17 protein-coding genes are annotated in these 20124 nt (G+C 36.8%); 4 read left to right on the top strand and 13 right to left on the bottom strand.

The genetic code is table 11. The features are described from left to right. Position 1: 1 nt before the first annotated feature. From CSC80_RS17455 to CSC80_RS17475, 5 genes are all read right to left on the bottom strand, one after another. Positions 2-901, bottom strand: a complete 900-nt coding sequence (locus CSC80_RS17455) for a DUF58 domain-containing protein (RefSeq protein WP_099193224.1) — start codon at positions 899-901, stop codon at positions 2-4. A gap of 21 nt (positions 902-922) precedes the next feature. Further along, positions 923-1927: a MoxR family ATPase gene (locus tag CSC80_RS17460; RefSeq protein ID WP_099193225.1), complete on the bottom strand. Its 1005-nt coding sequence runs from the start codon at positions 1925-1927 to the stop codon at positions 923-925. 12 nt (positions 1928-1939) lie between these two features. Continuing rightward, positions 1940-2560, bottom strand: a complete 621-nt coding sequence (locus CSC80_RS17465) for a DUF4159 domain-containing protein (RefSeq protein WP_089260575.1) — start codon at positions 2558-2560, stop codon at positions 1940-1942. A 94-nt stretch (positions 2561-2654) separates the two neighbouring features. Continuing rightward, the gene (locus CSC80_RS17470) at positions 2655-3971 is read right to left on the bottom strand and encodes a TldD/PmbA family protein (RefSeq protein WP_058105550.1); all 1317 of its coding nucleotides are present in this window, start codon (positions 3969-3971) and stop codon (positions 2655-2657) included. 25 nt (positions 3972-3996) lie between these two features. Next, the gene (locus tag CSC80_RS17475) at positions 3997-5637 is read right to left on the bottom strand and encodes a TldD/PmbA family protein (RefSeq protein WP_099193226.1); all 1641 of its coding nucleotides are present in this window, start codon (positions 5635-5637) and stop codon (positions 3997-3999) included. A gap of 430 nt (positions 5638-6067) precedes the next feature. Here CSC80_RS17475 and CSC80_RS17480 point away from each other — a divergent pair, with 430 nt between their 5' ends. The 3 genes from CSC80_RS17480 to CSC80_RS17490 are packed head-to-tail and all read left to right on the top strand — an operon-like array spanning position 6068 to position 7242. Next, positions 6068-6652 (top strand): hypothetical protein, encoded by a 585-nt coding sequence (locus CSC80_RS17480; RefSeq protein WP_099193227.1) that lies wholly within the window; start codon positions 6068-6070, stop codon positions 6650-6652. Further along, positions 6630-6854 (top strand): hypothetical protein, encoded by a 225-nt coding sequence (locus tag CSC80_RS17485; protein ID WP_099193228.1) that lies wholly within the window; start codon positions 6630-6632, stop codon positions 6852-6854. Before CSC80_RS17480 ends, CSC80_RS17485 begins: the two co-directional genes overlap by 23 nt. Before the next feature lies 1 nt (position 6855). Beyond that, positions 6856-7242 carry a protein-export chaperone SecB gene (locus CSC80_RS17490; protein WP_099193229.1) on the top strand — a complete coding sequence of 129 codons (387 nt, stop codon included), beginning with the start codon at positions 6856-6858 and terminating at the stop codon, positions 7240-7242. Positions 7243-7284: 42 nt separating this feature from the next. Here the strand turns inward: CSC80_RS17490 and CSC80_RS17495 are convergent, their stop codons facing one another. From CSC80_RS17495 to CSC80_RS17525, 7 genes are all read right to left on the bottom strand, one after another. After that, entirely contained in the window at positions 7285-8034 is a 750-nt protein-coding gene (locus CSC80_RS17495; RefSeq protein ID WP_099193230.1) for a LytTR family DNA-binding domain-containing protein, read from the bottom strand. A 6-nt stretch (positions 8035-8040) separates the two neighbouring features. Beyond that, positions 8041-11073: a two-component regulator propeller domain-containing protein gene (locus CSC80_RS17500; protein ID WP_143751767.1), complete on the bottom strand. Its 3033-nt coding sequence runs from the start codon at positions 11071-11073 to the stop codon at positions 8041-8043. A gap of 43 nt (positions 11074-11116) precedes the next feature. Next, the gene (locus CSC80_RS17505) at positions 11117-12145 is read right to left on the bottom strand and encodes a hypothetical protein (protein ID WP_143751768.1); all 1029 of its coding nucleotides are present in this window, start codon (positions 12143-12145) and stop codon (positions 11117-11119) included. A gap of 9 nt (positions 12146-12154) precedes the next feature. Next, positions 12155-13048, bottom strand: coding sequence for an SH3 domain-containing protein (locus CSC80_RS17510; RefSeq protein WP_099193233.1), 894 nt, complete (start codon positions 13046-13048; stop codon positions 12155-12157). A 24-nt stretch (positions 13049-13072) separates the two neighbouring features. Beyond that, positions 13073-13630: a hypothetical protein gene (locus CSC80_RS17515; RefSeq protein WP_099193234.1), complete on the bottom strand. Its 558-nt coding sequence runs from the start codon at positions 13628-13630 to the stop codon at positions 13073-13075. A gap of 236 nt (positions 13631-13866) precedes the next feature. Next, the gene (locus tag CSC80_RS17520) at positions 13867-16014 is read right to left on the bottom strand and encodes a VIT and VWA domain-containing protein (RefSeq protein WP_099193235.1); all 2148 of its coding nucleotides are present in this window, start codon (positions 16012-16014) and stop codon (positions 13867-13869) included. A 267-nt stretch (positions 16015-16281) separates the two neighbouring features. Beyond that, a complete protein-coding gene (locus tag CSC80_RS17525; RefSeq protein WP_099193236.1) occupies positions 16282-18540 on the bottom strand; it encodes an alpha-L-fucosidase in 2259 nt (752 codons plus the stop codon). 208 nt (positions 18541-18748) lie between these two features. Between CSC80_RS17525 and CSC80_RS17530 the strand changes: the two genes are divergently transcribed. Then, positions 18749-19210, top strand: coding sequence for a pyridoxamine 5'-phosphate oxidase family protein (locus CSC80_RS17530; protein ID WP_099193237.1), 462 nt, complete (start codon positions 18749-18751; stop codon positions 19208-19210). A 57-nt stretch (positions 19211-19267) separates the two neighbouring features. On the opposite strand, the gene CSC80_RS17535 is transcribed toward CSC80_RS17530, so the two are convergent. After that, positions 19268-20026 (bottom strand): sigma-70 family RNA polymerase sigma factor, encoded by a 759-nt coding sequence (locus CSC80_RS17535; RefSeq protein WP_099193238.1) that lies wholly within the window; start codon positions 20024-20026, stop codon positions 19268-19270. Between the last annotated feature and the right edge of the window lie 98 nt (positions 20027-20124).

Raw genomic sequence — 20124 nt, forward strand, 5'->3', positions numbered from 1 at the left:
ACTAACCGATTCTTTTTCGTTGTTTTAAAAATAACTGAAGTGCTTCGCCCAAAGGTGCATCCATTCTAAATACATGATGGTCTATTCCGTTAGATAGCAATTCTTCTTTAATATTTTTCAATCTGTTTTCAAGAGCATTCAAATATTCGGTTTTTGCCTGCTGCGTATCTACTTTTATTCTTGCCCCTGTTTCCCAATCCTCAAAAGTGATATTAGCACCGTAATTGAAATCCATTTCGGCAGCACCCATAATTTGCAAAACCACCACTTCGTTCTTGGCGGATTTTAATCCCTTTATAAATTTTGAAATCTCGTCACCGGTTTCATACATATCCGTTAAGAAAAAAATTAGCTCCTTCCCTCCTCTGTTCGGTATGCGCTTGTTTGAAATATGGGCTGCAGGCCACTTGCCAGTGTTTGAGAGTTTAATCAACTCTAACAGCAACCTGTTATAATGCTTTTTATTTGCTTTAGGATATATGCTAATTGCATCTTTTTCATTTAAAGCGAATAAGCCCACGGCATCACCTTGCCTATGCGCCAAATAGGCTAAGGTAGCCACCAACACGCGAACAAAGTCTACCTTTGACAATTCGGTTTCCTTGTGCAGCATAGATGCACTGGTATCTACAATAAACTTAATAGTTACCTGACTCTCAATTTCCGACTGTTTGATGTAATACCTGCCCGAGCGTGCCAACATTTTCCAATCTAACAGCCGTAAATCGTCACCGGGTTCGTAACCTCTGTACTGACTAAATTCCATTCCAGGACCCACACTGGCACTTCTATTTAAACCCGCCGTAAAGCCCTCTACCACAATGCGCGATATTAAGGAAAGTCCCTCAACTGTATTGATGACCTCTGGTTTTAATAAATCTTGATAGTCCTGTTTTGCCATAAACTCGATAATCGAGAGTTATTATTTACCTCTTAGTTGAATGGCACTCAGTAAATGGGTTGCCACATTATCAGACGTAATGCCTTCCGCTTCTGCCCTGAAATTCACTAAAACCCTATGTCTAAGTACGGGCAATGCCACTGCTTTAATATCATCTAATGTTACCGCTAACCTACCTTCTAACAAGGCATTAGCCTTTGCCGTTAAGATCATAGCTTGACCTGCACGCGGACCTGCCCCCCAATCTACCCAGTCTTTTACATACGCATCGATCGTGGTTTCTGGGCGGGTTGCCCTGATGATATCACTCACAAAACTGATGAGCGCATCACTGATGGATACCTCTCTTACCAACTGTTGCAAACGCACAATATCATCGCCCGAAATAACTCGGTTCAATTTCTTTTTAAAGGTACCCGTGGTCGCTTTTAAAATGGCTTCTTCATCTTGCTGTGTTGGATATCCTATTTTTATGTACAACAAGAATCTGTCTTGCTGTGCTTCGGGTAAAACAAATGTACCAGACTGCTCAATGGGGTTTTGTGTAGCCAAAATAAAGAATGGCTTATCTAACGGATAGGTTTTATCTCCGTAAGTTACCTCAAACTCCTGCATAGCTTCCAACAATGCAGCTTGTGTTTTTGGTGGTGTACGGTTAATTTCATCCGCCAAAATAATATTAGAGAAAATAGGACCTTTATTGAACTTAAAGAACTTTTTGCCCGTAGTATGGTCTTCTTCTAAAATCTCTGTCCCAATAATATCCGAAGGCATTAGATCCGGCGTAAACTGTATTCTTTTAAACTTTAAATCTATGGCATTTGCCAAAGTCCTGATCATTAGTGTTTTTGCCAAACCGGGAACCCCTTCTAACAATGCATGACCACCAGCTAAAAACGTAATCAGTAATTGAGATACGGTTTCTTCTTGCCCAATAATCACTTTCCCGATTTCTTGCTTTAAAGCACTTAATTTACCGGAAAGCATTTCTACCTCATCTGCAATGCGTTGTAATTCTTTATCCATTCAAAAATATGTTTATGAGGTTAGGGCATACATGACAATGTTGACCCCAAACCGTGTATTGTCTATTTTGTACCAACGTTTGTTTCTAAAATCATAATCCCACTCGCAACCGTAATCTTTATTGCTGTACAGCACTCCTATTCTACCATTGATGACTATTGCCTTTAAATAATCGTGCACCAAATCATCGCCCCAGCCGTTCAGCTCTTGTGATGTGGTGGGTGGACCGTCTTCAAAATCAAAGAATATGGTATAGATTTCATGGTCGTTGGGTATTTTTTTTAATTCGGAAGGACCAAATATTTCTTCCATTTGCCGCTCAAAGGATTTTGCGAACAAGCCGTCTATATCGTGATTGCAGTCATCGGCAAAAACAAAGCCTCCATTGCGCACATATTTTTCAAAATTTTCTTTTTCCTTCTTGGTAAACTCTACCAACTTATGACCTGAGATATAACAAAACGGACTCTTGAAAATATCATCGCTTGCCAAGGTGATTATCTTCTCTTGCGTATCCACTTTCAAGGTGGTGTACTCTACCAATGAATTCAGCAGGTTGGATGGCATGCGCTGATCCACATCCCAATCGCCGGATTCATACTGTAATCTCGTAAAGAAAAATTCGTTGCTCAAGGGCAAGTAATTAGTGTTTTTATTCCGCTTGAAAAAAGAAAACTGGCTGATGTGAAATGTCACAATCAACCAGTTTATAGTGCTTTATGATGCCTTACACCGCATCTGAAAGACTGGTAAACGTAAAGTCGCGCACCTTCATATAGGGTATTAAATTACCGTTGATACGTACTTGTTTTCCAAGAGTTTCTAGATTGTTCAGCATGATGATCGGACTCTCATTAAACCTGAAGTTTTTTACAGGATATTTAATTTCACCGTTTTCTATGTAGAAGGTTCCGTCTCTAGTAAGTCCCGTATATAACAAGGTCTGTGGATCTACGCTACGTATATACCATAAACGTGTTACCAAAATTCCTTTTTTAGTGCTCTTGATCAAATCCTCTAAACTGGCATCGCCACCAGCCATAATTGCGTTCGACGGAAAAGGAACTGGCTCCACACCTTTTTCCTTTGCCCAAAAACGGTCATACGCCAAGTTCTTCACCACTCCGTTTTCAATCCAACTTGTCTTTTTTATAGGTTGCCCCTCTCCGTTCCAAGTAGCTGTAGGTACTTCTGGGTGCAATGGGTCTGAATAAATATTGACACGCTCATCCACTATTTTTTCCCCAATCTTATTTTTACCTTCAGGAGCGGACATAAAACTCCTTCCCTCATCTGCAGAACGCGCGTTTAACGAACGGAACATGTTACGTAACAAATCTGCCGAAGCGGCTGGTTCCAATATTACCGTGTATTTCCCTGGCTCTATTGCTTTTGCCTCTCTTGAAAGTACCGCTTTATCAATTGCGGTCTTTGCAGCTTCTTCCGCATCGAACTTATCTACATCGTTAAAATCTCTTGTTACCCAACCAGAACCGGTACCGTCATTGGTACGCATGGTTACTGTAAACTCTAAATCTGTAGATTGATTGTAAGCGAATAACCCCTTAGAGTTGATCATAGCGCTAAAACCTGCCGAATCGTTTAAAAATCCTGCTGCGGTAACATCTTTTGCAGCTGCAGGTACAATACTGCTACTGGCTACTTCTGCTCTATACTCAGGCGTTATGTTTGCTGTTGACTCGCTATATGTGATCGATTCATCATACTCTTGCGGACCTAAAGGCTCCATAAACTCAGGATTCTCAGGAGAAAGTTGTGCCAACTCCTCAGCCCTTCTCACTACTTTTTCCAATGATGCATCATCGAACTCATCAATAGTTGCCGTACCTGATTTTTTACCGAAGCTAGACTGTACCGCCAAGCTTTGGTTAGAACTGTACCCAGATGTAGATACTGTATTTCTTGCATATCTTATATTACCACTATTATACCCGCTTAAATTAATCTCGCAGGTATCGGCTTTGGAAAAGCTCAATGCCTTCTCCAATATTTTTCTTGCTTCTTCTTTTGTATAAATTGCCATTGTTGTTCTTTTTAGAGTGAAACAATTAAATATTTCTACCTGTGTTAATTACGTTTACATCATTGAACCTGGCAGTAGAACTACCATGAGATACAGCGCTCACCTGAGAAGGCTGCCCTTTACCATCGAAGAACGTACCGAACAAACGGTAATCATCCTTATCGCAAATCTTAACACATGAATTCCAAAATTCTTGGGTGTTGCTTTGGTAGGCTACATCTTCTAACATACCTGCAATTTCACCATTTTTAATCTCATAAAAAACAGTACCACCAAACTGGAAATTATAACGTTGCTGATCAATAGAGTAAGAACCTCTACCAGCAATATAAATACCTTTTTCTACATCCTTTATCATTTCGGCAATAGAGTACTTTTCTTTACCTGGCTCTAATGATACGTTTGGCATACGCTGAAACTGAACATCGTCCCAACTTTGTGCATAGCAACACCCGTGAGATTCCTCTTCCCCGATCATATGTGCTTGGTCACGTATGGCTTGGAAATTTGTCAATACGCCGTTTCGCACCAAATCCCACTTTTTAGCTTTTACTCCTTCGTCATCATAACCAACAGCGCCTAAGGAACCTACTTGGGTCTTGTCCGCAACAAGGTTTACAATGTCGCTACCATATTTAAAGTTGCCCGATTTTAATTTATCCAATGAGGCAAAACTTGTACCTGCATAGTTGGCTTCGTAACCCAATACACGATCCAATTCCAATGGGTGACCCACAGACTCATGAATAGTTAAACCTAGGTGATTAGGCTCTAAGACCAAATCATACTTACCGGCATCAACAGATTTAGCCGTTAATTTTTCTCTTGCCTGTTTTGCTGCGATAGTGGCATCTTCTACCATGTCATAGCTGTTTCTATATAAACGTAATCCAGCAGGACCATCAATTTTCTCAGATTCCAATCCGTCTAAATATTCATAGCCCATACCTACGGGAGCACTCATATTCTCTCTAGTCTTAAAAGTACCGGCAGCCTTGTCTACAGCAGTTACTCGCAGTGTTGGCCACAAGCGGTGAATATCCTGATCAATATAAGAACCGTCCGTTGAAGCAAAGTACTTTTGTTCGTTCACCATAAATAAGGCGGAGTTCACAAAGTTTGCTCCGTTATCCAAAGCAGCAGCGTTGGCGCTTAATAAAAGGTCTACCTTTTCCGAAACCGGAACTTCCTTAAAATCCTTTTTGATCGGTGTCTTCCAAGACACTTCTCCATATGAGTTAACAGGAGCCAACTTCACCGGTTCTTTTTGAATTTTAGAGTTAGCTTTTGCTATGGCAACTGCCTGCTCCGTTGCTTTTTTAATACCATCTTCGGTAACACTATTGGTAGAGGCAAAACCCCATGTACCGTTAGCGATTACACGTATACCTATACCAAAGGATTCTGTATTGACCACGTTCTGTACTTTGTCTTCCCTAGTGAATACATACTGATTTAAATATCTGCCTATACGGGCATCTGCATAGGTAGCGCCTAATGATTTGGCAGTATTTAAGGCAACATCTGCCATTCGTTTTTTCACCAAGGCATCCATACCTGGTTCCAGTAACGCCTCTGTAGGGATGTCGTTACCTAGCAATAATGATGGCATCATCAATGCTCCGGCACCCAACCCGGCGTACTGTACAAAATCTCTTCTTTTCATGTGTTAGTTTTAAATCGGTTTTTATAATACCATATACATCCCTAAAAGAATAACATATATGTGAGTTCTAAATTCTATTCATTTTAAAAAGCTAAATGCATTTTTTAAAAATCAAAACTTCTAGAACCTTAGTAGATTTTATTCTGCATTAAATTCTAGCCCTCTAAAAATAGACAGGCTTTTGAAACAATTATGTTAACCTTAACATAAAATATAACTTTTAATGCTGCTTTTGAGAATTCTATAAAAAAATCGGGTTGATTCTATTTTAAATAAAAAAATCATAAATTAGGCAAGATGTTAGTAAACAAATACTTTGACGTCTAATTATGCGTTATTAAGTTGTAAATAATTTATATTAATTAATGAGAACCTTAATTTTATTTACTTTAATGTTTGTAGTTTTTATTTTTGTTACAAACTTTATTAAATGACATTACAATTCACTGGTTATCATGGGACCAATCTAATTGCCGCCAAAAATATTGTAAGTTCAAACTATGATATATCCAAAGGTGATGATGAATGGATGGGAAATGGAGTTTACTTTTTTATCAATGGTTTAAGTTCAAAACCTGAAGAGCAAGCTAAAAAATGGGCGATTGCTACTTCATGGAATAATCAAAAAAAGATATATGAACATAAAAGTTATTGCACAATAAATTCATTAATTGAAGTAGAAGAAGATAATTTTTTGGATTTAACAAGTGAAGATGGAATAGAAGTACTATCATATCTATATGATAAATTTGAAAAGAAAATTAAAAAGCTAAATGTTAGATTTAAACCAATGGATGGTTTATTAATTAATTTAGCGAGAGGAGAAGGCATTTTACCTATAGATGTTGTTAAAGGGAATTTTTACATTAAATTTGCAAAAGAAAGAACTAAAAAGATTACCTTAAGAACAGCTAATAGTACTATATGTACAGTCTATAAACCAAGTGATAATATTGTTAGTTCTAAAATTATAGAAATAGGAGATATAAAAGATGAAATTGAACAAGGAAATTAAAAATCGAATTGACCAATACTTTGATGGAATTGAATCAGAGGAGCTTTATTCTATAGCTTTTGGTAAGTACGGTTTTATTGAAAATATAGATTTTGAAATCGACAATCAGTCATTTGATAAAGTTGGTCAAAATTTCTACTGCCCAAATTCAGATAACTCCCTGGACACTAATGATATGGAATCATTGCTTTTAGCCGCTTAGTATGAAAATCCAGTTAGATAATTGGAAAGTTTTAAAAGTCAACTTTTCTTCAAATACAGAAGTTATAAAAAAAGATAATTCTTTTGATTTATCTACAGGACATTTTTTTCCAGAAGAAAAAGTAAAATCTTTTGGAATAGGTTTTGAAATTGAAATTAAAGATACGGACTTCGACTTATTTGTTGATGCTATTTTTATGTTCTCATTAGAAGAGGAAATCACGGAGGAATTTAAGTTATCAAATTTTCCTAAAATTAATGCACCTGCAATTGCTTTTCCCTATTTACGAGCCTATATCTCAAATTTAACACTTCAATCAGGGTATTCGCCAGTTATTCTACCCTCCATAAATTTTGTCAAAGCCGCAAAAGATAAAGAGGATTCTTAGTTATTTAATATATTTTAGACTAGGTTCACACCAAAAAGTAAATTACCTATGCATCTTATCCAAAATCTCAATAATCTCGGTTTTTTTGCGGACAGATACAGGTACATTTACTCCATTCTTCAACATTAAATAACCACCATCTGTTTTGATATAGGCGCTGATGCATTGTAGATTGACCAAGTGACTTTGGTGTACACGAACAAAATCGTGACTACTTAATAAATCGGCAAAGTATTTTAGTGTCTTTGTTACGAATATCTTGCGTTTATCTTGAAGGTGGAAAATGGTGTTGTTACTATCGGATTCACACCGAATGATATCGTCTAGACTGACAATTATAATTTGGTCTAGTGTATGTAACGATATCTTATTGGGTTTTTTCTCTGGCGCGGAAATGGTCTCCTTTAAAATCTGTAAACGCTCTTTATTGGGCTGTAACTGCTCTTTTGCTCTAGATATCGCTAAACCTAAATCTTCGTTGGAATAGGGTTTTAATACATAGTCGATTGCGGCAAATTTAAAGGCTCTTATCGCGAACTCATCACTTGCGGTTACAAATATGATCTTCGATTTTAAATCTGGAAAAATCTCTAAAATATCAAAGCCTGTACCGTCACCTAACATAATATCTAAAAACAGAATGTCCGGCTGATTTTTACGCAGTAATTTGGCAGCTTCCACTACACTCTGCGCCGTGGCGATAATTTCAATTTCTGGGTGCTGCGCCTCAATATCCCTTTTTAAAAGGGTTAAGGCGTCAATCATATCTTCTACTATAATCGCTGTATGCATAGGTGTTTAATAATCTGTTAGTAACGGTATTTTAAAGGAAATCTTGGTTCCATCAATACCACCATCTTCATTTTTAATTTCAGTGATATGCAAGGTATTTTTACCCGCAATGGATTCCAATCTTTCTTTGGTAACGGTCAATGCCATAGATTGATGGTCCGTTTTTGGCTTTTCGTTCTGCGATTTAAAAATACCCAATCCGTTATCAATAATACTACAATGCAAATGTGTTTTTGTAGTAGTGAAGCCTATTTCCAATTTCCCTTCCTTTTTGCCTTTTAAAATTCCGTGTCGTATGGCATTCTCCACAAATGGCTGAATAAGCATGGGCGGTATCAATATTTCTTCGGCATCGGGAGTGGTTTTAACTTTTATCGCGTATTCAAAAGGCTTTTGCGCCATTAACCGTTCTACCTCTATGTAGTGTTTTAACGTTTTTATTTCCTGGTCTAGACCGATATGCTCTTTTCTTGAATTTTGTAGTGTTTCCCGTAACAGTATGGCAAAACTATTAATGGTAGCATCCATCTTATCTGGTTTGGTGCCTGCCATTGCCTTTACACCATTTAAAACATTAAAAATGAAATGCGGATTCATTTGTAACTGAAGCGCTTTTTGCTCTAGGGTCAACAAATAGTTTTGTGTTTTCAAGCGTTCCTGTTCCGCCCTATTTTTTGCCTTTATCTTACGTATATACCACCAACTAAAGCCTAATAACAGTACCACCGCCAATGCCAAAACCGACCATTGAAACCAGTCTTTTTGGTAAAGCGGACTATCAATAAAAAAACGGAATGCTATAGGTTCACTTTCTTGCCATCTGTAATTTCTGGATTGTACCGAAAAGGTATGTGCGCCATACGCCAAACCTGCAAAATTTTGCTTATTCTCCTTTACCCAAGGGCTCCACTCATTATCATCTAACCGAGTTCTATACGCTACTTCGTTTGGGTGGTCAACATCTACTGTTCTAAAGGAAAAACCCAACTGGGTTTGATCGGGAGTTAATTGTAAAATTTTACTCGTATTCGTCCAATCTTTTAAAATCAAGGAATCAATGCTTTTATACCGCTCTTCTACTCCCGTAAAATATACTTTAGGCGCAGCCGCCGTTTTTTTACTTTCACTTGGGATATGTTTGGTCAACCCATAAATAGCGCCAAACCACAAATTGCCTTCCTCATCTTTATCGACCGCATTTAAGCAGGTTTCTATACCTAAAAATCCGTCGTTTCTACCAAAATGATAGATATCTACAATTTCGTTCGTTGCACTAAGTTCTATTTTATCTACACCGCGTTCAGAACCTGCCCACAGGTTGCCTTGGTCATCAAAAATAAGCTGATATATATTATTAGACGATAAGCGTTTACTACCCTTTAGCTGCTGAAAATTTACCGGATTCGTACTGTTAGCATACCAAATTCCCTTACCTGAAGTTCCCAAGAATATAGTATCATCATGAAACAAAATGGAACCGATTGCAGTTTGTTCTTCCAAGCCTGTTTCTACAGTTGTCACTTTATTATTTTCTATATACCCCAAATGACCCTTTTGGGTTGCGAACCAAAATTTACCATCAGTATCTTTTATCATGCTTTTTATGATCATATCTGTAATACCATCTCTACTAGAAAAGGTTTTGCCAATGACCAGACTGTCATTTTCTGAATAGTACTTGAATTTCACGATACCATGGGCATAGGTTGCCGCCCATATGTAATTATCGTCTGCAATTACGGTTCTAACCCAATCGGAAGGAAATCCTTTGCTTTCATCAATGATATGATTTGCCGTGCGTTCTACCGAAACGGTATCCATTTGTATGAGGTAATTTTCGCTCGATGAAAACACCAAGCTGTCTACCATCTTGGTCTCTCTAAAAAGCAAGCCTCTATTATCTGACCCTGCCCAAATATTTCCCTTGGCATCACTAGTAATGGTCTTGATTTTTACATCAAAAAAGGTACTCTCGTTTGGCAATGGGTGAATGCCTTCGGAATCAATTTTCGCCAAGCCTTTTTCCGAAGTGGAAAACCATATTCCGTCCGGAGCGTTATGTACCGCATAAATGCGATTGCCCTTTAAGCCTGTTACTTGATCATAATGTTTAAAATTGTTCTGAAAATACTTATAGAATCCGCCACCTGATGTAGCGATCCAAATATTGCCGTTTTCATCATTTATAACCTTTCTTATGTGTGGTGTTGCCAAACCACTGGCAGTATTCAATCTTTTTATTTCTGAAAACGTTGTGGTCTCCACAATGGTAACTCCCTCATTATCTGTAGTTATCCATAACTCATCTTCATTTTGAATTGACATGGAATTTATACGTGAGGGCTCTGGCATTAAAAAACGATTATCCGTTGTAGCCTTATCGATTATAAAGACACCATCATCAAAAGTTGCTGCAATAATATGATTGTTATGAGCTATGACCGACTTGAAATTATTCTTCTCAACTTTTATAATTTCGGTAGCGTTGTTACCCAATTCTTTTAACTTCCACAAAGCTTTGTTGCTCGCAAGCCAGTAATAATTTCCATCAAAAAAAACCGAATTGATTTCACTATTATCAATTTCTGAATTGAAATTAACCTTGCTTATTAGCTTATTTTTGCTGTAGGTATAGAGTCCATTTTTAGTCGCTAAATACAACTGACCATCAACTGGAAAAAATTGAAGTATTTGTGGAGCTTCTTGATTAACAAAGTTGTTTTTTACCTTTATGGAAAGTCCCTTTTTTGTTCCAATAAACAAGGAGTCGTTAACGGTGTAAAGTGCATCTATATAATTAGAAAGCAAGCCATCACTTTCATTCCATACTTCAAAAATTTCTCCGTCAAAATTTGCCAGTCCGCCACCTTGAGTCCCTAGCCACAAGTAGCCCATATCATCTTGTACAATATCATATACCTGTGATTGCGGTAAACCATCTGCAATGGTATATGACCGTAGCTGACTGTTTTGCGCAAATAATGGTATTGTTCCAAAACAACAGCAAACAATCAAAAAGTATTTAATAATCAGATTCAAAAAAAACGGATTTCCTTTATGTATTAAACTAACGCCAATGCTACTATAATATTTGATAAAGCGAACGGTCTTCTACCGACACATTTTGGTACTCATTAGCACCATTAGACTGCAAAATAGGTGCCAATACGCACAGTACCGTAGTTTTTCCTTTTATAATTAGCGTATTACCATTTACCGAACTTCTCCAACGAAATTTTTCTATCGGAATTTGCAAGGCAAACAATACCTCCGCCATTTCTGGGGATTCTGAAACCCAATCCATGATAGCTTCCTTATCTGCCAATTTAGGCATATCGTTGCTGTTGTCAAAAGTAAATTCCCATTCAACCGGAATATTAAATTTAAAACTATAAGCCTCACCAAATGAAGACTCTTGTCTAGTGGTTAAAGCAGTTAACCAATCTATATGTACATTTGGGTAGTTTTCTCTAAATTCTTGGGAGAGAAATGCTGGTCCTTTAGACTCTGCCGTTGGGTAAAACCCATAGTAAGGTTTTGCCAGATAATGTTCTGCATATTTACCGCCAAATACATTAAAATAGGGCGATGCACTTACTTGGTCTGCCTTAAAAACATGCTTCAATTCTGTTAATAATGCTTTGTTTTCGCCCAATCCACATGAATGAAAAATAATCTTGGTATTGCCCGTATATTCTTTGCAAATGCTTTCTATGTTATACTCCTTAACTGCATATTCTAAACTCTTTACGGTAATGCGTTCGCCATTTTCCTTAATTCTCATGGACATTCCCAACCAGGCATTGCTATGGCTTACTACGTGAATTTCTTTAAAGCGAACTTGGTTCTCCCCTGCATTGTTGATGTAAGCGATTATCTCATTAATGGTGTGCAAACCCTCTTCAATAGGCATTTCCTGTTTTTGAAAATACTGTTTTGCATTGCTGTAATAAGTATTGTCACTCTCATCAAAACCAGCTATAAATACGATAGATTCTTGAATGCTTATGTTCGGTAAAGCAAGTGCCGTTTCCGACTGTTGCGAAAACGGCTTCTTGCCACCAAGCATTAGCACACTCACCAATACTATAATAAAACACTTGTTCATCATTGCTTAATTTTAAAAGTCTATACTTACTACGGCATTGTCTTCAATTTCACGGTTTTCTTGCTTTTTTATCAGCTTAGAACCGTTCCATATATACGGCGTAGTAATAAATTCTACATTGTTTTGAGCCAAAGCATCATCTAAGGATTTTATATTCTTTGTAATCGTAGTTTTTAACAAAATGGTACTCTTTACCCCTTGCATATCCGAAGGAAAAACAAAATGTTCTGTCTTTAAATAATTGCTATCTGCATAGTCAATTAAACTTGCTACTTTCTTAAATCTGCCATTGTTCCAAAACACATAGCTCTTACCTACTTGGTAACCGGTATCCACATCGGCTAAATCTACTGTAATCACATCTTCTACATTGAACAAACCTAGACTACCGTGGTTTTCAATATGAGCCGGTATAGCAGACAAACTATCTAACACCATTTTATCTAATTGCTGACCGTTTTTAAAGGCACGTAATTGGTACTTTACCTCCGTAATACCTGCTTCGTTCGTTGTACTGCTTTCATAACCGTACACAAACTTCACCTGATTGTCCGCAATACTACCAAAGGATTTCTGCGCTATCATTCCGCCCCAAACCCATCCGGTCTGGTCTCCTGTGGTTACTCTATACCAATGGCTTTTGATACAGTCTATTTCCTTGGCGTACAGACTCTTTTCCCACAACACCATTTTAGTACCAATATTAAGCAAGGTTACTTTTTTACTACGCACCGATGGCTTTTCTCGTAAAAATACCTTGTGTGCCAATAAATACTCATAGGTTAATTCTTCGGCTGGAATTTCTTTATCCATAACTTCAAACTCTACTTGTTCTACACTTTGCGCAAATAAATTTGCAACTACAAATAAGCAAATGAACAGGACACTTTTCTTTACATTTTTCATGATTTAAAATTTTAAGGGTTATTACTAATTAATTGCTGTTATAGCATCTTCTGTATCAAAGTCATCATCGTTCCAAGCAATGCTTCTTAGCACTTTTATGTCTTTGATCGTATATGTTTCCGTGTATTGTAATGCGGCTCTTAGAATAGTTCCTTCCTTGCCAAAAGACTGGTTAGGAAATATGTAATGTATGTCTGAAATAGGTTCGTAGGCATACTCATTTTTTATACTTGGCAGGGCAATGACCCCATCTTCACCAAGCAAATAATAGAACTCTTTTGTACTTGAGCAACATGCATTATACTCAAGAGTGATTTTCAAAATTTCGGTGATTCCTTCTAATGCCGGTTCTTCTAAAACCGAAATTCTTATTTCATCTAACAAACCAAAATCTGCAATATTCAATGTGGCAATAGTCTTCTCTGGATTTTTGGTTTCAATGACATCTACCGCCCAGGTGTCTTCTTCCTCTTGCCCAACGATTCTTTGGTTAGTAACATCGTAGGTATCGGTTAGTTTAAACTCTTGTGCATTAGCGGTAAAAACACATAATATGATTGCTAAAAAGATGAATTTTCTCATGATAATTATTTTAGTTGTTTTCTTTCTACACTACTAAATTACTACGGAGACAAGGCTTTTATAAGGGTGTTCTAGTATTCGTAGCTATTCATCTAGAATTCGTTGAACAGCCCGTATTTATTCAGGTTTCAACATGTTTATTCTTCAAATTGTTGCAAAAGAAAAACCTGCAAAATGACAGACATCTTACAGGTTTTCTTCTCCTTTCGGAGAACCAACTAACCAAAACTAACTACCTATTTTTTCAATGTTAATGTGATTTCTTTTTTAACGGATTTTAAACTTATTTTTTCAAAATCCAACAGCATACTTTCATCAACGGTCCAGCTGCCATTCTCAAATTTTTCTACACGTATAACCTTGCCTTCAGCATTGAATTTTATACGCAGACTTTCATACTTTTTCAAGTATTCCGAAACTAATTTGGCATACATCACTTTAAATTCCATCGTTAACTGTCTTTTTACATTCTTTGCTACCTCGTCTTCAAAAATGATGTTGAACGAACGTTTGAATTTGCTGGTTTCTTTGACCTCAGCTTCTGCTCCTACGGCAGAATTGTTTACGTTATCTGGCATTGGCAACGGCTGTTTTATTTTCGTCAACGTACCGTCTTTATTGACTATGGCTTCATCAACCGCTACAAAAGAGGTGTAATTCGTTAACAAATTATATTTGAGTCCTAGTGCCACCACCTCAGCTTTCACATCTTCATTAAATAGCTTCTTGTAATCATCCAATTCCCCTATTCGCTTTCTAGCCCACAAATAACCCAAGGCTTTGTTCTGCTTGCTTAATTGCCCGTCAGTTACATTATACACTTGTCTAAAGCGTTTTTTACCTTGGTAACCGGTTACGATAATTTTACCTTCTGCCTTACCCTTATATTTGCCGTAAACCACTACCGGTCTTGCTGCAAATACATCTGGTATGCTTTTTTGGGCAAGGTCGTACATATCAAACCCTTTGGATTCAATCTTTACTCGTGTCAATAATGGAGTTGCTATATAATTTGCAAAGTCTTTAGCCGCTTCTGCAGCTTCTTCAGACGTTGTGGCAATGAACGATTCGCTGTTAGAAACCTTTGCCATACCTTCAACTAAATACCTATTGACACTAGAACCGATACCAAAGGTGAAGACACTGGCTTGGTCGAGATTGTTACGTATAAGTTCAAAGGCTTCTTTTTCAACGCTTACATAACCATCGGTGATGACCACCATAGACCTTGCGACACTCATATCTTTTCTAGGCAGTTTATATGCTGTTTGCAGCGCACTTAACAATTGTGTGCCTCCACCGCCTTGACCTTCCGATAAAAACCGAATTGCCGCCTCTATATTCTGCTCGTTTATTTCTACCGGCACAGCGCTAAACATAGTAGAACTTGATGCAAATAGCTGAACATTGAACGTATCCGTCATTCGTAATCCACATAAAAGATTGCGCATTAAGGCTCGCGATACTTCTAAAGGATACCCGTTCATAGAACCCGATACATCAACGATAAACAAATATTCACGTGACGGAATATCGTCTAACACCACATTCTTATTAGGTTCCATTTGAAAAGAAAAGAAGTTTTCTTCTTCGCCTTCGTATAACAATAATCCAGTTTGTATTTGATTGCCCCTTAAATTGTATTTTAAGATAAAATCTCGGTTGGACGGATTTTTATTTTCTTCGGATAGTACAATCTCGGCTGTTTCCGCATCAGGATAATCCACTGTAATTTTGTGTGATGCACTATTAACATGCTGAATGATCATACCTGCGTTTAGCCTAACCGAAATATCAAAATCAAAACTATCTGCAATACCTTTTGCCATGTAGGGTATTGCAAAACTACTTTCTGTTTCAGTACTTTCTCCAGTAAATCGTGGACCCACTACGGCAGGTGCCACAAACTGATATTCGCCATTTACAGGCACTAACATTTCGGTATAATAAATGTCGATCGTAATTTCATCGCCAGGCATAATATTGCCCACATTCATTTGAAATACATTGGGTCTATGTTGCTTTAACTTTGCAGCACGCTTACCTTCTTCAATGGCGGTATCGTATACTTTTTTAGCTTCTTGCTTTTCAAAAATTTTGGCAACTACAAGTCGGTCATCAACTATCATATGCATTTTATGAACCGCTGCCTGTGTAGATAGCGGAAACACATACTTGGCTTCTATAGGCTCCGTTCCTTTGTTTTGATATACTTGTGTAACCCGAACATGGGCAACGGTACCCGCTATATTTGCTTCAGTTATGGAAGATTTTAAAGGTATAGTGGCGTTCTCTGTAGAGACCAATAAATACGGACTGTCAGTATCTTGGGAAAAACCTGCAAAGCAGATTGCGCACAGTAAAAAGGTGTAAAGTAGTTTCATGTTTGTTGTATTAGATTATTATTTGATGTCAAATCTAACAGTGAACAATCGCTAAAAAGGGTGGCTTTTAGTATTCGTTGGGTATTATCTAGAATTCGTAAAATTAGGCTTAACGAACTTTAAATTTTGGTTTTTCTATTTTCTCAATATGTACTTTACATTTTTCCGATAAACAAATATTCAGAATAGCTTTGTTTTAATTAATAATAAAAAAAGGATGCTACTTGACTATAATAGGTAACATCCTTTTTTCAAAACGAATTTGGTTTACTTATAAAAATCAAGTTCAGCTATTGCTGCTGAAGAATTACTTCCTGCAATTTCTACTACTTTAAACTTTACATACCTGGTAGAGTACGAATTTTTAAATTCGAAAAACCTTGGCGTTGGATCATTGATTAAATTACCAAATTCAAAAGTTTCTTTTTCTTGCCATTTTATACCGTCTTTACTAATATACATAATCCCTTTCTCGATCATACCTGTCGAAATAGTAGTAGGCGGTGTATACTTAAAAGCGGTAATTTCAGTTTCTTCGCCTAAATCCAATGCTACAAAATGGTTATTTACACCACTCTCATTAGACTGCCAGTACGTTTCTATATCCTCATCAAATAACTTTTCTGCGTTATGGTCATTTTTAGAACTACCGGTATTAAGAACCTTCCAATTATCTTTAAGCATACCAAAACTCAATTCAGTAACACTTCCTAATTCTCCGTTCATAATTGCTGCCGCCTTAACCGTACCATTTGCAAATGCAAAGGGTTTACTAAACACAGTAGAAGATTCGTTTGGCGCTTCACCATTGGTCGTATATACAATTTTCATTCCTTTGGTTAAATTACCACTTGCATTTTCACCGTGGGGTTTCCATTTAAAATCCGACATTTTTGGAGCGATATCAACCATACCCAATTCCGAGCGATGCATATCTAAAATTGGTGGTCTACTTTTATAATAGTGAGCAGTCACTTTTTGTAGCACAGGAATTGCCCTAAAATCTAATATTCGTAACCGCAATTTATTCGTTGTTACTTCGGGAAATCTCAAAATTCTTTTATAGCCTATGTTGGTGCTAACGACCAATTCTTTCCACATACCATCTACCCATGCATCTAAGGCATGATAAGATACTCGTTCACCATGTCTTTTAATATCTTCTTGAATAGCAAATCTATTGATCTTCACCCCTTTTGGAAGTGTAAATTCTAGCATTAATTTATCATTATCAAGCGCCAAAAAAGTGTCTTCATCTTCATCTAATAATTCTACCGGACCATCGGCATTTTCCAATAAATCAATACCATAAGTTTCTTTAATTCGAATACCCGTTTCTTTTAAAACATTTACATCTTCATCTGAAAATCTCCCCTCTCTATTTGGTGGAATGTTCAATAAAAAAATTGAATTACCACCAACTGATCTCTCATATATATCAAAGACATCATCTGTATTTCGTACTTTTTGTTCATCATCATTCCTATAGAACCAACCCTCTCTAATAGAAGTATTTGTTTCTGCAGGTTGGTAATGTAAGTACTTACCTTCCATTAGCTTATCAACACCAGCAACATCTTCTCCGGTGATATCTGCAAATAAATTCATTGTTCTTGGGTCTTCGGTATATGGTATTACATTCCACTCCGTGTCTCTGGTTGCACCGGCTTCATTGCCGCACCAACGTGTTCCTTCTTTACCGAATACTACTGCATTTGGTGCCAATGCCGTGATAAGCTTTTTCCAGTCCCTATACTTATATTGTTGACCGCCTTTACGTTTTGGGTGAGCACCATCAAACCAAACCTCATCAATTGGACCGTATTCAGTAAGCAATTCAAAGAGTTGATTTAAAAAATATTCATTGTAGTCATCAACTTCAAACTCAAAAGTTGTCTTATTCTCAAACGGTCTTCCTTGTACTGGTCTAGGAATAGTTCGTGTCGTATATTCGCTTAAATTACCATATAATCCATCTTTATGTTCTATTTGATATAGATCTGCAGGCGATAAGTAAACCCCTAGTTTAATACCATATTTTTTGCATGATACTGAAAGTTCTTTAAGAACATCACCTTTCCCTTCTTTAAAAGGTGAAGACATAACCCCATGCTCAGTATATCTACTTTGCCACAATACAAAACCATCGTGATGTTTTGCGGTAATGATTACCTTTTTCATCCCCGCATCTTTCATTGCACTACACCATTGATCCGTATCTAAGTTCTCTAGATTGAAGACAGATGGGTTTTCCATACCATTGCCCCACTCCAGTTTTGTAAATGTATTTGGTCCAAAATGAACAAATGCTATAAACTCATCTTTTAATGCGTTCAATTGATTTTTTGAAGGTATAACGTGAGCTGCTTTTAAAATAACGGAATCTTTTGAATCATCACCATCTATCTCAATGGTATTCGCTGTAGCAAGGTTTAGAACTGGTTTGGGATTCTCTATGCAAGAAGCCACTACTAACAGTAGTGAAACAATTTTAAATAATGTTTTAGTTAATGTTGACTTAGTCATTGATAAAATTTTGATTGTTGTTTGGTCATTAAAATTTACGTGATGAATTTCAAATCTAGCTTAATATTCATAGCGAAACTGATGCTTAATTTGCGTTATTCAATACTTTTTTTGCAATACACTTTAAATTAATGATCAACTGACCAATATCATGTGCCACTAAATCAATGATGTATACTTTTATTGTATCAACAAACAACAATTGGTCATGAGAAGAAATATGAATCAAGAAGAATGTAAGGCGCTATTAGGACAAAACTACATTGGCAGGCTTTCATACATATCAGGAGGACACCCTTTCATTGTGCCTATTACATTTTACTACGATCCTGACACGCATTCCATTACCAGCTATTCTAGTGAGGGACACAAAATTCAAGAAATGCGAAAGAATACCGCGGTTTGCTTGGGAGTTGATGAAATAGCCTCCATAGCCAATTGGAAGTCCGTTTTAGTTCAGGGTACCTTTGAGGAGCTTTCTAGAATTGATGCCAAACATTTGCTACATGAATTTTCTGATGGCGTTAAAAAAGTAATAGCAACCATTTACGGTGAGCACCCAAAATATATAAGTGAGTTTTCTGCAAAAATTGATGCCGAAGAATCCCCGATCGTATTTCGTATCAATATTAATGAACTTACTGGAAAACTTAGGGTAACCAATTTGTAAACGATACTATCTAAACCATATTAAAAAAAGCTCTCATTTTAATGAGAGCTTTTTTTTCTAATTGCTGTCAATAAGAAATCGTTTCTCAAAACTATTCTTAAGCAGTTGCCTTGCCGAAGCCAATAATTCTTCTACTTGATCTAGTGTTGTTTTACGTATGTCAGCTATTTCTTCTGTGGTTAACCCTTCGTTAGTGAAGAGCTCAAATACCGTTCTCATTGGTAAGTTCATCTTATCCAAAACCAATTGAATGTGTTTATTTATACGTTCCTTATCTAAAGATGCATCGAGCTTATCTGCCAATTGCTTTTCTTCATCGGTAATGAAAACATGGTCTAATGTATAGTTACTTTTATCTAAAGAATTATCGTCCATTTCTTCTAAAAGTAAAAAGTCGCCATCGCCATCTTGAGTATAATCTTCTTCCATAGCATCCCACTCCGGTTTGGAATAGGTGTCTATATTATCAAAGAAAACGTGATCAAACTCCTCTTCTACCAAACTATCTTCCAAAAGCTCATCTACTTTTTTGAACAAAAATACATGTAGCTCGTTTTCACTCTTTATATCATCAATATTATCATACACTTCTATAAAAAGCTGATCGGTAAAATCACTGGGATCAAACATACCTTTGTTTAATTTACCATTGGCAACGGCACTATTCAATCTCTTAGAAACATATCTATATATTTTTGGTAAAATCCTCAGCAACTCTTTATTAAAAGATTCTCTATTCTCTTTACGTTTAAAGGAGACCAATTTAGAATATGTTTCTTTCATTATTATACGTACATCGTTCATGGCAATTTCCATAATTGTTTACTTTTAAGATTATTACAGTATAAAATTGCAAACTTAAAGGCGTAATTCATATGATAAATGTCAGTGCCTTACCTTAAGATTTCAGATAC

The sequence above is a fragment of the Maribacter sp. 6B07 genome, assembly GCF_002700155.1.
Classification (GTDB): Bacteria; Bacteroidota; Bacteroidia; order Flavobacteriales; family Flavobacteriaceae; genus Maribacter; species Maribacter dokdonensis.